Annotated in this window: 13 protein-coding genes; 4 read left to right on the top strand and 9 right to left on the bottom strand. The window is 60.6% G+C overall.

Annotated elements, in window-relative coordinates; genetic code table 11:
* Positions 1–122: 122 nt before the first annotated feature.
* Positions 123–1244: an RNA methyltransferase gene (locus QOY30_RS03850; protein WP_502958681.1), complete on the top strand. Its 1122-nt coding sequence runs from the start codon at positions 123–125 to the stop codon at positions 1242–1244.
* An 18-nt stretch (positions 1245–1262) separates the two neighbouring features.
* Here QOY30_RS03850 and QOY30_RS03845 read toward each other — a convergent pair whose 3' ends face one another.
* From QOY30_RS03845 to clpB, 3 genes are all read right to left on the bottom strand, one after another.
* Entirely contained in the window at positions 1263–1532 is a 270-nt protein-coding gene (locus tag QOY30_RS03845; RefSeq protein ID WP_283743314.1) for a biotin/lipoyl-containing protein, read from the bottom strand.
* A gap of 285 nt (positions 1533–1817) precedes the next feature.
* Positions 1818–2120, bottom strand: a complete 303-nt coding sequence (locus QOY30_RS03840; RefSeq protein WP_283743313.1) for a hypothetical protein — start codon at positions 2118–2120, stop codon at positions 1818–1820.
* Positions 2121–2268: 148 nt separating this feature from the next.
* Positions 2269–4854, bottom strand: a complete 2586-nt coding sequence (gene clpB / locus QOY30_RS03835; RefSeq protein ID WP_283743312.1) for an ATP-dependent chaperone ClpB — start codon at positions 4852–4854, stop codon at positions 2269–2271.
* Positions 4855–5166: 312 nt separating this feature from the next.
* Between clpB and nadC the strand changes: the two genes are divergently transcribed.
* The 3 genes from nadC (at position 5167) to QOY30_RS03820 (ending at position 7323) form a co-directional block, all read left to right on the top strand.
* The gene (gene nadC / locus QOY30_RS03830) at positions 5167–6012 is read left to right on the top strand and encodes a carboxylating nicotinate-nucleotide diphosphorylase (protein WP_283743311.1); all 846 of its coding nucleotides are present in this window, start codon (positions 5167–5169) and stop codon (positions 6010–6012) included.
* A 122-nt stretch (positions 6013–6134) separates the two neighbouring features.
* Positions 6135–6569: a thioredoxin TrxC gene (trxC, locus tag QOY30_RS03825; protein ID WP_283743310.1), complete on the top strand. Its 435-nt coding sequence runs from the start codon at positions 6135–6137 to the stop codon at positions 6567–6569.
* 10 nt (positions 6570–6579) lie between these two features.
* Positions 6580–7323 (top strand): class I SAM-dependent methyltransferase, encoded by a 744-nt coding sequence (locus QOY30_RS03820; RefSeq protein ID WP_283743309.1) that lies wholly within the window; start codon positions 6580–6582, stop codon positions 7321–7323.
* On the opposite strand, the gene QOY30_RS03815 is transcribed toward QOY30_RS03820, so the two are convergent.
* The 6 genes from QOY30_RS03815 to QOY30_RS03790 are packed head-to-tail and all read right to left on the bottom strand — an operon-like array spanning position 7324 to position 14348.
* Positions 7324–7929 (bottom strand): SAM-dependent methyltransferase, encoded by a 606-nt coding sequence (locus QOY30_RS03815; protein WP_283743308.1) that lies wholly within the window; start codon positions 7927–7929, stop codon positions 7324–7326.
* A gap of 35 nt (positions 7930–7964) precedes the next feature.
* Positions 7965–9200: a glycolate oxidase subunit GlcF gene (glcF, locus tag QOY30_RS03810; RefSeq protein WP_283743307.1), complete on the bottom strand. Its 1236-nt coding sequence runs from the start codon at positions 9198–9200 to the stop codon at positions 7965–7967.
* A 5-nt stretch (positions 9201–9205) separates the two neighbouring features.
* The gene (gene glcE / locus QOY30_RS03805; RefSeq protein WP_349496677.1) at positions 9206–10297 is read right to left on the bottom strand and encodes a glycolate oxidase subunit GlcE; all 1092 of its coding nucleotides are present in this window, start codon (positions 10295–10297) and stop codon (positions 9206–9208) included.
* Between the two features lie 12 nt (positions 10298–10309).
* Positions 10310–11764 (bottom strand): FAD-linked oxidase C-terminal domain-containing protein, encoded by a 1455-nt coding sequence (locus QOY30_RS03800; protein WP_283743306.1) that lies wholly within the window; start codon positions 11762–11764, stop codon positions 10310–10312.
* A 19-nt stretch (positions 11765–11783) separates the two neighbouring features.
* Entirely contained in the window at positions 11784–13376 is a 1593-nt protein-coding gene (gene aceB / locus QOY30_RS03795; RefSeq protein WP_283743305.1) for a malate synthase A, read from the bottom strand.
* 24 nt (positions 13377–13400) lie between these two features.
* The gene (locus QOY30_RS03790) at positions 13401–14348 is read right to left on the bottom strand and encodes a D-2-hydroxyacid dehydrogenase (protein WP_349496676.1); all 948 of its coding nucleotides are present in this window, start codon (positions 14346–14348) and stop codon (positions 13401–13403) included.
* Between the last annotated feature and the right edge of the window lie 2 nt (positions 14349–14350).

Below are 14350 nucleotides of genomic sequence, written 5' to 3'. Positions count from 1 at the left end.
CTAGATATATTGCCAATCTCTCTGCGGCAGTTTCTTGCGTGAGCATGGCGCGCCTGCCATACGCATGAATCAGGCTTGGGTTAAAATTCGGCCTGCTTCTTCGCAATTATTCAGAACCCATCTTGATCCCCGCCTCTCACTCCCCGATGCGCATCTCCCACCTCCGCCAGCGTCTGCACGATCTCGGCGCCAAGCCGTGCCACGAGGATCGTTTGCTGCGCGGTTGGAGCCAGGTGTGCTCGTACGACAGAACGCACAGCCCAGCAGAATCTTTCTTTCCGCTCGCGCTGCGAAATGAGTTGCCCGCCATCGAGGCGGAGTTGAATGGGCTTGCTCACCTGCGCAGCGAACATCCTGCCAACTGTCATGGTAGCCATGACAGTTCCCCCTCCCCAACCCTCCCCCGCAATGCGGGAGAGGGGGCAAACGTCGCGCTACGCGCATCTTCCCATAACGAAGGCGTCGCACGATTGCTGGTGGAACTGGCCGATGGCCAGATGGTGGAAAGCGTGTTGCTGCCGCGCGGCGGTCTGTGCATTTCGACGCAGGTGGGTTGCGCTGTGGGCTGTGTCTTCTGCATGAGCGGTCGCAACGGCTTGCTGCGGCAGCTCGGCAGTGCCGAGATCGTCGCCCAGGTGGTGCTCGCGCGCAAACGCCGCGCGGTAAGCAAGGTGGTATTCATGGGCATGGGCGAACCGGCCCACAATCTCGACAATGTGCTGGAGGCTATTCAGCTGCTGGGCACGCAGGGCAATATCGGGCACAAGAATCTGGTGTTCTCCACGGTGGGGGATCTGCGGGTGTTTGAGCGGTTGCCTGTGGAGAAAGTAAAACCTGCACTCGCCCTGTCGCTGCACACCACCGATGCTGCTCTGCGCGCAAAACTGCTGCCACAGGCACCGCAGATTGCGATCGAAGAGTTGGTGGAACGCGCCGAGGTGTATGCACGCGCGACCGGGTATCCGGTGCAATATCAATGGACATTGATCGAAGGGATGAACGACAACGATGCGGAACTGCAGCGCATCGCCGAGCTCCTTTCGGGCAAATACGCCATCATGAATTTCATTCCCTTCAACGAAGTCGACGGACTGACTTATCGCCGCCCTTCGACCGCACGGATTGCGGCGATGGCGCAACGGCTGAACGGCCAAGGCATCTATTCGAGAGTAAGAGATTCGGCGGGACAGGAAATCGAGGGGGCTTGCGGGCAGTTGCGTGCCAGGGCGGTGAAAGCAAAATAGTCACCGCCTGATCATTATTCAGGCGACTTCGATCAGGGCGATAACTTCGCCTTGGTCTATGGGGTCGAATTCCTGCACGCACACCTCGGTGATGGTTCCTTCGTAAGGCGACGGGATGTCGATCGCGACCTTGCCGGTTTCCAGAACGATGATGGTGTCGTCCCGCTTCACTTTGTCCCCCGGTGATACCAGCACGCTTTGCACGACGATATCGCCGTTGGCGCAGTTTCCGCAGGCGGTCCAGCATTCCGGATACTTCGGCATCTTGATCACGACCGGCGATCCCATCACATCTCTCCATTCCATCTCAGGGACAAAGCGCATCCCCTGCCGTTGCAGTCTACCTGAACAGGGGTTGGCCGAATATCCACTGGTGACTGCCCATGACTCAATTGAAAATCCCCACCGTGTATACGCGTCGAATCGCCCGTCATCGACTGGTCGGGAAACTGCGGCAATCAAGAACGGCGAATGAACTATCACCAGAGCGGTGATTAGCCGGAGCGCCAGACGGCTAACGGAAGGGTGGGTGCGGGTTCCCGGCTGAACTGAAAGATTTGCCGACCTTCATCGTCATTTCACATCCCGCGGCTCGACCACACGTATTACTTCCCCCTCGAATACCTCGTCATTGCTGGCCTTTGCCTCGCGCGCAACCTCGGGCCGGGAAAAATCGCGCATGTGTTTCCGCAGCTCACGCGTTTTCCACCACACATATGCCCAGACCATCGTGCCGATGATCGCGATAACCGCAAGCAACACAGCCGAAAACATCAACGCAAAAACAACCGTTGCCACCGTCAGGATCAATGCCACCAGTTTGCGCAACGGGCTGCGGGAATTTGACGGTGGGTTCAATACGTATTTGATCTGCATTTTTGTTAATCCGGGTGTTTGCAATTAGAAAATAAAACGGGGTGCGCTGGCGCACCCCACAACTCGTCGCACCGGCGAAGGCCGGTGTCCAGCGATATAAATACACTGGATTCCGGCCTTCGCCAAAATGACGAATGGGGCGAACGGCTTAACCCTTATCGAACTTCATCACCCCGCCCTTGCAGTCCACCTTGATGGTGTCCTTGGCGGCAAAACGGCCTTCCAGTATCTGCTTGGCCAGCGGGTTTTCCAGTTGCGCCTGGATGGCGCGCTTCAACGGACGCGCACCGTACACCGGGTCGAAGCCCGCATTGGCGATCTCCGCCAGTGCGGCATCGCTGATGGTCAGCTTCATCTCCATCGCGGCCAGGCGTTTTTCCAGATACTGCAGCTGGATGCGCGCGATGGACTTGATGTTCGTCTCGTCCAGCGCGTGGAACACCACGACCTCGTCGATACGGTTGATGAACTCCGGGCGGAAGTAGTTCTTCACCTCGGACATCACCGCCAACTTGATCACTTGGTAGTCGTCGCCGGACATCTGCTGGATCATCTGCGAACCCAGGTTGGAAGTCATCACGATCACGGTGTTCTTGAAGTCCACGGTACGGCCCTGGCCGTCGGTCATGCGTCCGTCGTCCAGCGCCTGCAGCAGGACATTGAACACATCCGGGTGCGCCTTCTCCACCTCATCCAGCAGGATGACGCTGTACGGTTTGCGGCGCACCGCCTCGGTCAAGCCGCCGCCTTCCTCATAGCCGACATAGCCGGGCGGCGCACCGATCAGGCGCGCGACGGAATGCTTCTCCATGTATTCGCTCATGTCGATGCGGATCAGATGATCCTCGGAGTCGAACATGAAACCGGCCAGCGCCTTGCACAGCTCGGTCTTGCCCACGCCGGTGGGACCCAGGAACAGGAATGAGCCATACGGACGGTTCGGATCGGACAGACCGGAACGCGAACGGCGGATCGCATCTGACACGAGGCGCACTGCCTCGTCCTGACCCACGACGCGCTCGTGCAGCTTGTCTTCCATTTGCAGCAGCTTGTCGCGCTCGCCCGTCATCATCTTGCTCACGGGAATGCCGGTGGCACGGCTCACCACTTCCGCGATCTCTTCCGCACCAACCTGGGTGCGCAGCAACCGGTTCTTGCTCGCGCCACCTTCGGCTTCGCGCTGTGCGGCTTCCTTCAGTTTCGCTTCCAGTTGCGGCAACTTGCCGTATTGGATCTCGGCCACTTTTTCCAGCTTGCCTTCGCGCTGCAACCTGACGATCTCGGCACGCGCGTTCTCGATCTCTTCCTTCACGTTGGCCGCACCTTGGGCTGCGCCCTTTTCCGCCTTCCAGATTTCTTCGAGGTCGGCATACTCGCGCTCCAGCAATTTGATCTCGTTCTCGATCAGGGCGAAACGCTTTTTCGAGCCTTCGTCCTTTTCCTTTTTCACCGCCTCGCGCTCGATCTTCAACTGGATCATGCGGCGTTCGAGCTTGTCCATCACCTCCGGCTTGGAATCGATTTCCATTTTCATGCGCGATGCGGCTTCATCGATGAGGTCAATGGCCTTGTCCGGCAGGAAGCGGTCGGTGATGTAGCGGTGCGACAATTCCGCCGCGGCAACGATGGCGGGGTCGGTGATCACCACACCGTGGTGCACTTCATATTTCTCTTTCAATCCGCGCAGGATGGCGATGGTCGATTCGACGGAAGGTTCGTCCACCAGCACCTTCTGGAAACGGCGTTCCAGTGCGGCATCCTTTTCGATGTATTTGCGGTATTCGTCCAGCGTGGTTGCGCCAACGCAATGCAACTCGCCGCGCGCCAAGGCGGGCTTGAGCATATTGCCCGCATCCATCGCGCCCTCCGCCTTGCCTGCGCCGACCATGGTGTGCAACTCGTCGATGAAGACAATGATCTTCCCTTCTTCCTGGGCAATCTCTTTCAGCACGTTCTTCAGGCGCTCTTCGAATTCGCCCCGATATTTCGCTCCGGCCAGCAAAGCGGCCATATCCAGGCTCAACACTTTTTTGTTTCTGAGCGAATCCGGCACTTCACCGTTAATGATGCGCTGCGCCAGACCTTCGACGATGGCGGTTTTGCCCACACCGGGTTCGCCGATCAGTACGGGGTTGTTCTTGGTGCGGCGCTGCAGCACCTGGATGGCGCGACGGATCTCGTCGTCGCGTCCGATCACGGGGTCGAGCTTGCCCTGGCGGGCGCGTTCGGTCAGGTCTACGCAGTATTTTTTCAGCGACTCGCGCTGGCCTTCGGCCTCTTGCGAACCGACGGACTCACCCCCGCGCACCGCGTTAATGGCCGTTTCCAGCGGTCCGCGCGTCACGCCGTGCTGCTTGAGCAAGCGCCCGCACTCGCCTTTGTCGCCGGTGAGAGCCAGCAGAAACATCTCGGAAGCGATGAACTGGTCACCGCGCTTCTGCGCTTCCTTGTCGGTGAGGTTGAACAGGTTGCTCAGATCTCGCCCGACCTGCACCTCGCCGCCGGTGCCCTCCACCTTGGGCAGACGCGACACAGCATCGTTGAGCGCGGTTTTCAGCGCGTTGACGTTGCCGCCCGCGCGGGCCAGCAGCGAAGCTGCCCCGCTGTCGGCGTCGTTGAGCAAGGCCAGCAGCAGGTGCTGCGGCTCGATGAACTGGTTGTCGCCGCCCACGGCCAGGCTCTGGGCATCGGACAGGGCCTGTTGCAGTTTGGTGGTGAATTTTTCAAAACGCATGGTGCACTCCTCAAAAAGACCTTCGCATAACTACTGATCGAACTACTAGCCATCTGACTAAGTTGGCAAACTACGCCAACCAAGTCATTGGTTATGCGCTTGGTGATACTTCGTCGGAGAATGGCTCAAAATCCTCATGTATAAGGCATACATTCCGGTTTCTCACCACTCTCCGCCTCGTCTGACCTGCGCTCGTAACGTTGTGCGAAGGTCTTTTGGAATATCTGACTAGCGGATAAATGGGGTATGCCGCGGCAATTTCAACCCCCTGCTCCTTCCCTTATACTACGCCCCCATTCACGGATATGTACCATGCCCCACACACCACTCGCACACACCATCCGCGCCAACGTCATCGCAGCCTTGACTGAGGACGGCTATGACAACGACCTCACCGCGCAACTGATCCCGGAACACATGCAGGCGCACGCTACCGTCATCACGCGCGAAGCAGCCGTGCTGTGCGGCACGTTGTGGTTCGAGGAGTGCTTCCTCACTCTCGATCCGGACTGCAAGATCGGCTGGAAGGCACAAGAAGGCGCCAACATTGAGGCGAACCAGGTCCTGTGCGAGATTCACGGCAATGCGCGGGCGATGCTCACCGCCGAGCGACCGGCACTGAATTTCCTGCAGACCCTGTCGGCCGTCGCCACGCTGACTCGACGCTACGTCGAAGCGACAAGCAACACGCAGGCCAGGATCATGGATACGCGCAAGACGCTGCCCGGCCTGCGACTGGCACAGAAACATGCGGTGAGAGTGGGTGGCGGGCATAACCAGCGCATCGGTTTATTCGACGGCGTGCTGATCAAGGAGAACCACATCGCGGCAGCTGGCGGTGTCGGCGAAGTACTGGAGCACGCGTTCCGGATCATCCCGCCCGGCGTGTCTATCCAGATCGAGGTGGAAACGTTGGCACAGCTGGATGAGGCGCTGAACGCGGGGGCACGACTTGTTTTGCTCGACAATTTCTCGATGGCCGACATGCGCCTCGCGGTGAACCATGCCGCGAAGCGAGCCGAGCTGGAAGCTTCCGGCGGCATCACGCTGGAGAACGTACACCTGGTAGCGGAAACCGGGGTGGATCGCATCTCGATCGGCGCGCTGACCAAGGACGTCAAAGCGATCGATCTGTCGATGCGGATAGCGCTGCCCTGAGTCCGTATTCTTGATACCGCCCTGCACGTTCACCATAATTATTTTGTGGCTAATGGATCGGCCGGGTTGAAATTTCGCGACACACTCCGTATATTAGAACTTTCTAATTTACTGAGATCATCATGAGCGACTCCAAACATATTGTCTGCCCGCATTGCGACGCAGTGAACCGCGTTCCTGCCGAAAAGCTTTCCGAACAACCCACCTGCGGCAAATGCAAACAGGCCTTGTTCACCGCACACCCGCTTGAACTGACCGAGCAAAATTTCATGCTGCACATCTCGCGCAACGATATTCCGGTGCTGGTGGACTTCTGGGCGCCGTGGTGCGGCCCCTGCCGCATGATGGCGCCTGCCTATGAAAAGGCTGCACAACGCCTGGAGCCGGAACTGCGCGTCGCCAAACTGAACACGGAAGAAGCGCAGCAGATCGCAGCGCAATACAATATCCAGAGCATTCCGACACTGGCGCTGTTCAGGGGTGGAAAAGAGATCGCACGCAAGTCCGGAGCGATGGACGCGGCACTGATCGAGTCGTGGATAAAATCAAAGTCCTGAATCGAGAACGATGAGTCGGGACCATTTCACTCCGGTTGCCGGACAATATGCCGCGTTCAGGCCGTCATATCCGGATGAATTGTTCGACTGGCTCGCGGGCATCGCGCCGCAACGCAAGATGGCATGGGATTGCGGTGCCGGTAGCGGGCAGGCGACTGTCGCGCTGGCCTCGCGTTTCGCACAAGTGTTGGCGACCGACATCAGCAGCGCGCAATTGGCTTCCGCCCCTGCACTCGCCAACGTCGAGTATCGCGCAACGTCGGCCGAGGCCAGCGGTTTGCCCGATCACTCCGTAGATATCGTCACCGTCGCGCAAGCATTGCACTGGTTCGACCTGCCCGGGTTCTATGGCGAGACACAACGCGTATTGAAACCGCTCGGCATCATCGCGGCCTGGGGCTATAACCGCTTGCGGGTCGATCATCCCGGACTGCAACAGGTGCTGGATCGCTTCTACGACGAAACAATAGGCGCTTACTGGCCGCCCGAGCGCAAACATGTGGAGAATGGATACCGCGATCTTTCATTCCCGTTTTCACGCATTGCCGCTCCGGCATTTTCCTTGCACAAGGAGTGGACGCACGAACACTTGCTCGGCTACCTGCGCAGCTGGTCGGCGGTGGGAAGGTTCCAGACCGCAAACGGCTTCGACCCGGTCAGCGTACTTGCCGAAGAGATCGGTCGGCACTGGCAAGAGGGACAAACATACCAGATCGAGTGGCCGCTGTTCATGCATGCGGGCCGGGCAGACTGATCAGCGGTGCTTGCGTGCCACCAGGTCGATCAATGCCGACATGCCGCTGTGTCCCGAGCCTTCGCTGATGATGTCGTCGTGCTCGCGCAGGTGCAGTATCTGCATGTCGTCGAAAGCGCTGCGCAACAGGGCTTCGGTATAGAGGTTCTCGGCTTGCGACGGCCCGCCGGTGCGGTAGTGCAACTGGCGCGGCGTATAGCCCTGCAGCAATAGCAGCCCTCCCGGTTTGAGGCAGCGCTTGATGTGCGCGAACATCTGCTCGCGCAGGTCGGGCGGGGCGAACTGGATGAAGATCGCCGCGACCATGTCGAAGCGGTTCTCGCCCCAGGCCCATTGCGCCAGGTCGACCTGCTCGAACTTCACCGTGACACCGCGTTCTCGCGCGAGCTTCGCGGCCTTTTCCTGTGCAACAGACGAAGAGTCCACCGACAGCACATCCAGCCCGTGCCCCGCCAGCCACACGCCGTTGCGCCCTTCGCCGTCGGCCACGGCGAGACAGGACATTCCCGGCTTCAGCAGACTTTGCTGAGAGACCAGGAAGGCATTCGGCTCGGTACCAAAATGATAATCATCACCGGCATATCGTTCGTTCCAGATACTGGACATGAGCAACCTCCAACTTTAAGTCATTTTGTTTTAATTCATCTTGCAGCAGATGCCAGCGCATCGTCCAGCAACTCTATCCAGTGACGCACCGGCATGTCGGTGCCACTTTGCAGATGGGTCTGGCAGCCGATGTTGGCACTGGCTATCTGCGCGGGCTTTCCGCTTTGTAGCGCATCCAGCTTGTTGTGCAGCAATTGCTGCGACAGCTCTTTCTGCAGGATCGAATAGGTTCCCGCCGAGCCGCAGCACAGGTGCTTGTCCGGCACCGCAGTCAGCTCATAACCGGCCCTGGTCAGCAATTGCTCAATCACGCCGACGATGCGTTGTCCGTGCTGCAGGGTACAGGGTGCATGGAACGCCACCTTGCCGCGCTGGCCCGGTGTGAGCAGGTTCAACAGACCGTCCTTCTCGGCGGCGAGTATCTCGCTCAGGTCGCGCGTCAGTCCCGAGACGCGTTCCGCGTTCGCGGCATACGCCGGGTCGTTGCGCAGCAGGTGCCCGTATTCCTTGACCATCGCGCCGCAGCCGCTGGCGGTCATGACGATCGCTTCCGCGCCCTGTTCCACAAGGGGATACCACGCGTCGATGTTGCGGCGCATATAGTCCAGGCCGTCCTCATGCGCATTCAGGTGATAGCTGACCGCACCGCAGCAACCGGCTTTTTCGGCGCTGACCAGCGAGATGCCCAGCCTGTCGAGCACGCGCGCTGCCGCGGCATTGGTGTTGGGCGCCAGCCCGGGTTGCACGCAACCTTCCAGTACCAGCATGGTGCGGGCATGGCGCGCCGTCGGACGCGCTGTCGCCTTCTGTGCAACGGGAATGCTCCTGGCCACGCCGCCCGGCAGCATTGGGCGCATCAGTCGTCCGACTGCCAGCAGGGAATTGAAAACGGCCGTGCGCGGCAACACCCTGCGCAGCAACCCGCGCTGGATGCGTTGCCCGATGCTGCGCTCCGTCTTTTCTTCGGCGTAGGCGCGGCCGATGTCCACCAGGCGACCATACTGCACACCGGATGGGCAGGTCGTTTCGCAGGAGCGGCAGGTGAGACAGCGGTCCAGATGCAGCATGGTCTTTTCCGTCACTGCCGCACCTTCGAGCATTTCCTTGATCAGGTAGATGCGTCCGCGCGGACTGTCCAGCTCGTTGCCCAGCAGTTGGTAAGTGGGACAGGTAGCTGTGCAGAATCCGCAATGCACGCAGGCACGCAGGATGGACTCCGCCTCCTGTCCGTCGGCAGTGTGTTTGAATGCGTCGAGAAGATTGGTTTGCATGGCGCTTAGAACTCCGAGTACATGCGACCGGGATTGAAGATGCCGTGCGGATCGAAGGATTGCTTCAAACGCTGGTGCAACTGCAACAAGGAAGGCGACAAGGGATGGAACGGTTCGACACCGGGTACGGCGCCGCGGAACACGGCGGCCTGCCCGCCGAGCGCGGCCGCTGCCTGACGGATGTCCGCAGCAGGAGCATCGCTCGCCAGCCAGCGTAGTGCGCCGCCCCACTCGATCAGTTGCCGTCCCGGCAGGTTCGTAACCGCTGCGGTGGATGGCAACGACAAACGCCACAACGCGTATCCTTGCTTGCCGGTGTCGGCCTGAAAGAATGCATGCTGCTGTTCGCGCACGCTGCGCCAGAAATCGTCGGCATCCGCCACGACTTCGCCGCCGAGTTTCTGCCGCACCGAGCGTATCGCAGCGGCGGCACCCGACAGGCGCACGCTGAGCACGCCGTCGTGATGGCAGGTCGCGGACAGCGAAAGCGGTTGTGCCGCCCAGCGGTTCATCGCCTCGATCGCCTCGTGCTCTGTCATCTGGAACCGCAGGCTCAGTTCCTCGACCGGTATCGGCAGGACTTTCAGCGAAACGTCCAGCAACAGGCCCAGCGTGCCGAACGAACCGGGCATCAGGCGCGACACGTCGTAACCCGCGACGTTCTTCATGACCTGGCCGCCGAAGTTCAGCACTTCGCCCTTGCCGTCTATCATGCGCACGCCCAGCACGTAGTCGCGCACCGCGCCGGTATAGGGACGGCGCGGTCCGGACAGACCGGCGGCAATGCAACCGCCCAGCGTCGCACCCGGCCCGAAATGTGGCGCTTCGAACGCCAGCATCTGCCGTTTGGCCGCCAGCACTGCCTCGACTTCCGCCAGCGGCGTACCGGCGCGTGCCGTGATGACCAGCTCGGTGGGTTCGTAGGAGACGATGCCGCGATATTGCGTCGCGTCCAGTACATCGCCCTGCGTGGTGCGACCGTAGAATGTTTTGCTGCCCGAACCGGCGATGCGCAGCGGGCGGCGATCGCGACCGGCAGCCAGCACGGTCTGCCTCAATTGCTCGATGATGTTCTGCATGGTTTTATCTGTCTTCACAAAAACGGCTGCTCAAAAACGCGGCAGGTCGGGGAACGGGACCTGGCCGTGATGCACATGCTGCGCGCCGAATTCGGCACAGCGGTGCGCGGTGGGGATCAGCTTGCCCGGATTGAGCAGGCCGGACGGGTCGAATGCCAGCTTCACCTCGCGGAACCGCTGCAACTCATCCGGTGTAAATTGCGCGCACATCTGGTTGATCTTCTCGATGCCCACGCCGTGCTCGCCGGTAATCGTGCCGCCCACTTCCACGCACAGTTCCAGTATCTTGCCTCCGAGTTCCTCGGCGCGGTGGAGTTCGCCGGGCTGGTTGGCATCGTAGAGGATCAGCGGATGCAGGTTGCCGTCTCCGGCATGGAACACATTGCCTACGCGCAGACCGTATTCGCGCGACAAGTCCTCGATGCTGTTCAGCACATGCGTCAGTTCGCGGCGCGGGATGGTGCCGTCCATGCAGTAGTAATCGGGCGAGATGCGGCCGGCGGCCGGGAATGCGGCCTTGCGCCCGGCCCACAACCTGAGCCTGTCCGCCTCATTCTCCGAGGTGCGCAACGAGATCGCGCCGCAGCGCGTGAATATCGCCTCCATCCTGGCGATTTCCTCGGCGACCTCTTCGGGCGTGCCGTCCGATTCGCACAGCAGGATGGCTTCGGCGTCGAGCGGGTAGCCGGCGTGGACGAAGTCCTCCACGGCCCTGGTCATGAGTTTGTCCATCATTTCCAGGCCGGCCGGGATGATGCCGGCCGCGATGATTTCGCCCACGGCGACACCCGCTTCCGCCACGGTGGCGAACGCCGCCATCACCACGCGCGCGAGTTCGGGTTTGGGCAGCAGCTTGACCGTCACCTCGGTGATCACGCCCAGCATGCCTTCGCTGCCGGTAAACAGCGCCAGCAAATCGTAGCCGGAAGAGTCCAGCCCTTCCGAGCCGAGTTCCAGCAATTCGCCGTCCATGGTGTAGGCACGCACCTTGAGCACGTTGTGCACGGTGAGGCCGTATTTCAGGCAGTGCACGCCGCCCGCGTTCTCCGCCACGTTGCCGCCGATGGAACAGGCGATCTGGCTGGACGGGTCGGGTGCGTAATACAGGCCATGCGGCGCGGCCGCTTCGGAGATCGCAAGGTTGCGCACACCGGGCTGGACCCGTGCGATACGCGCGACGGGATCGACGGCCAGGATGCGCTTGAATTTCGACAGACTGAGCAGCACACCGTCCACGAGCGGCAACGCACCGCCCGACAGTCCGGTGCCGGAACCGCGCGCGACCACCGGCACGTTTTCGCGGCGGCACAGCAGCAATATCTTGCGCACCTGTTCTTCAGTCTCGGGCAGTACAACCGCCAGCGGTATCTCGCGATAGGCCGACAACCCGTCGCACTCGAAGGGCTTGAGGTCTTCCAGTTCGAACAATACCGAATCCGCCGGCAGGATGTCCTGCAACTGTCTTATCAGTTCTGGTTTTTTCATTTTCTCGTTGCCGCCGGGTTCATTCCATGACTTCGTAGCAATGGTTGGTCAGGAATTCGACGATGGGTTGCTTCGCGATCAACTGATCGAACACTGTCACAGCCTGTTGATAGTCACCCGGGATGAAGCGCTTCTCCTTCACACCGGCAATGATCCCGGAAAATACGCCCGGCATCATCAGGCGCACCATGTCCAGCGTCACCTTGCGCCCGTCGTCCAGCACACCGTGCGGGCTGTGTATCCACTGCCACACTTGCGAGCGCGAGATTTCGGCGGTGGCCGCATCTTCCATCAGGTTGTGTATCGGCACACAGCCGGTGCCGGCGAGCCAGGCGCCGAGATAGCACAGCGCCACCTCGATGTTGATGCGCACGCCAGCCTCGGTGATCGGGCCTTGCGGCTCGAAGCGCAACAGGTCTGCCGCCGTCGTGTGCACGTCGGGGCGCTCCTTGTGCAACTGGTTCGGCGTGGGCATCAAGCGGTCGAATACCTCCTTCGCCACCGGCACCAGGCCCGGATGCGCGACCCAGGTGCCGTCGTGGCCGTCGCTCGCTTCGCGTTCCTTGTCGGCGCGCACCTTGGCGAGCGCAATCGCATTCGCATCGGGGTCGGACTTGATCGGTATCTGCGCCGCCATGCCTCCCATAGCGTGTGCGCCGCGGCGATGGCAGGTCTTGATCAAAAGCAGCGAATAGGCGCGCATGAAGGGAGAGGTCATGCCCACGAGGCCGCGATCGGCAAGAATGAAGTCCGGTCGCGCCCCGAATTTCTTGATGCAACTGAAGATGTAATCCCAGCGGCCGCAATTGAGGCCGGCGGAATGCTCGCGCAATTCATAGAGGAACTCGTCCATCTCGAAAGCGGCGAGTATCGTCTCGATCAATGCAGTCGCCTTGACCGTGCCGCGCGGGATGCCCAGTTGTTCCTGCGCATGGACGAAGACATCGTTCCACAAACGTGCTTCGAGATGGCTTTCCATCTTGGGCAGGTAGAAGTAAGGCGCGCTGCCGCGGGCCAGCAGCGCTTTTGCGTTGTGGAAGAAATACAGACCGAAGTCGAACAGGCTGGCGGACACGGGATGCCCATCCACCGTCACATGCTTCTCGATCATGTGCCAGCCGCGCGGACGCAGAAACAGCACCGCCGTTTTTTCGTTCAGCTGGTATGTCTTGCCGTCCGGATTGACGTGCTTGATGGTGCGGGTGACCGCATCGCGCAGATTGATCTGCGCCTCGATCACGTTGCTCCAGGTCGGAGTCATGGAATCTTCCAGGTCCGCCATGTACACATTCGCACCGGCGTTGAGGCCGTTGATGAGCATCTTGCGCTCGGCCGGGCCGGTGATCTCGACGCGCCTGTCCTGCAACTCGTCCGGCACGGGCGCAATGGTCCAATCACCGCTGCGCACGGCGGCGGTCCCGGCCAGAAAGTCGGGGTTCTTGCCTGCATCGAGTTCGGCCTGACGCCGTACCCGGTTCTGCAGCAGCGACTGCCGCACCGGCCCGAACTTGCGCGCCAGTCCGGCGATGAAGGTGAGTGCTTCCGGAGTCAGGATGCTGCTTTGCTCGGAAACGGCCTTGGTGTTGATTTCTATTCCTGCAGGGTAAGTCATGATGGTTCTCCTTAAAACGATGTTTCAAGCGACACGGTTGTCGGGTGTACCGGCCACGAACGCTTCGATGTTTGAGATGAGCTGGTCGGCAAGGGCCTGCATCGCAGCCCGGCCCGACCAGGCAATATGCGGGGTCATGATGAAATTGGGCATATCCAGATCCAGCAGCGGATGCCCTGCTGTCGGCGGTTCCTTGCCCAGTACGTCGAATCCGGCACCTGCTATGCGGCCCGAGCGCAGCGCCTCCAGCAATGCGGCTTCATCCACCAGGCCGCCCCGCGCCGTATTGATCAGCAGGGCCTGGGGTTTCATGCAGGCAAACTCGTCCGTGCCAATCAAGTGGCGGGTCTGCTCTTTCAGCGGCAAGTGCAAAGTGATCGCGTCGCTTTCGCACAGCACCCTGTCGAACGCGGTGTAACCCGGCCTGACTGCGGCGGCATTTTTATGCTCGGCGAACAATACCTTCATGCCGAATGCCGTTGCGATCTGCCCCACCGCATTGCCGATCGCGCCGCGACCGATGATGCCGAGGGTGGTGCCGTGCAGATCGTAGACCGGATGCGTGAACAGGCAGAACTGTGCAGATTTCTGCCACGCCCCGTTGCGCACGTCGGAACGGAACGCCAGCAGGTTGCGGCGCAGCGCCAGCAGCAACATGAACACGTGCTCGGGCACGGTGTGTACCGAATAGTTGCGGATGTTCGACACCACGATGCCGCGCTCGCGGCAATAGTCGATATCGACATTGTCGGTGCCGGTGGCGGAGATCGCGACCATCTTCAGCTTCGGCAACTGTTCCAGCGAATCGCGGCGCAGCGGCACCTTGTTGGTGATCGCGATGGTCGCATCCTGCAGCCGCGCCACGACCTGTTCGGCCGTCGTGGCCGGATATGATTTCCATGTGTGCGCAAAAGCAGGCGGACGCACGTCTGCAATGATGGTTGCCGAATCGAGGAACACGATTTTTTCCATGA

The sequence above is a fragment of the Sideroxydans sp. CL21 genome (assembly GCF_902459525.1).
Taxonomy (GTDB): domain Bacteria; phylum Pseudomonadota; class Gammaproteobacteria; order Burkholderiales; family Gallionellaceae; genus Sideroxyarcus.
Note: the sequence above shows the minus strand (reverse complement) of the source record. Positions and strands in the feature narration are given on the sequence as shown.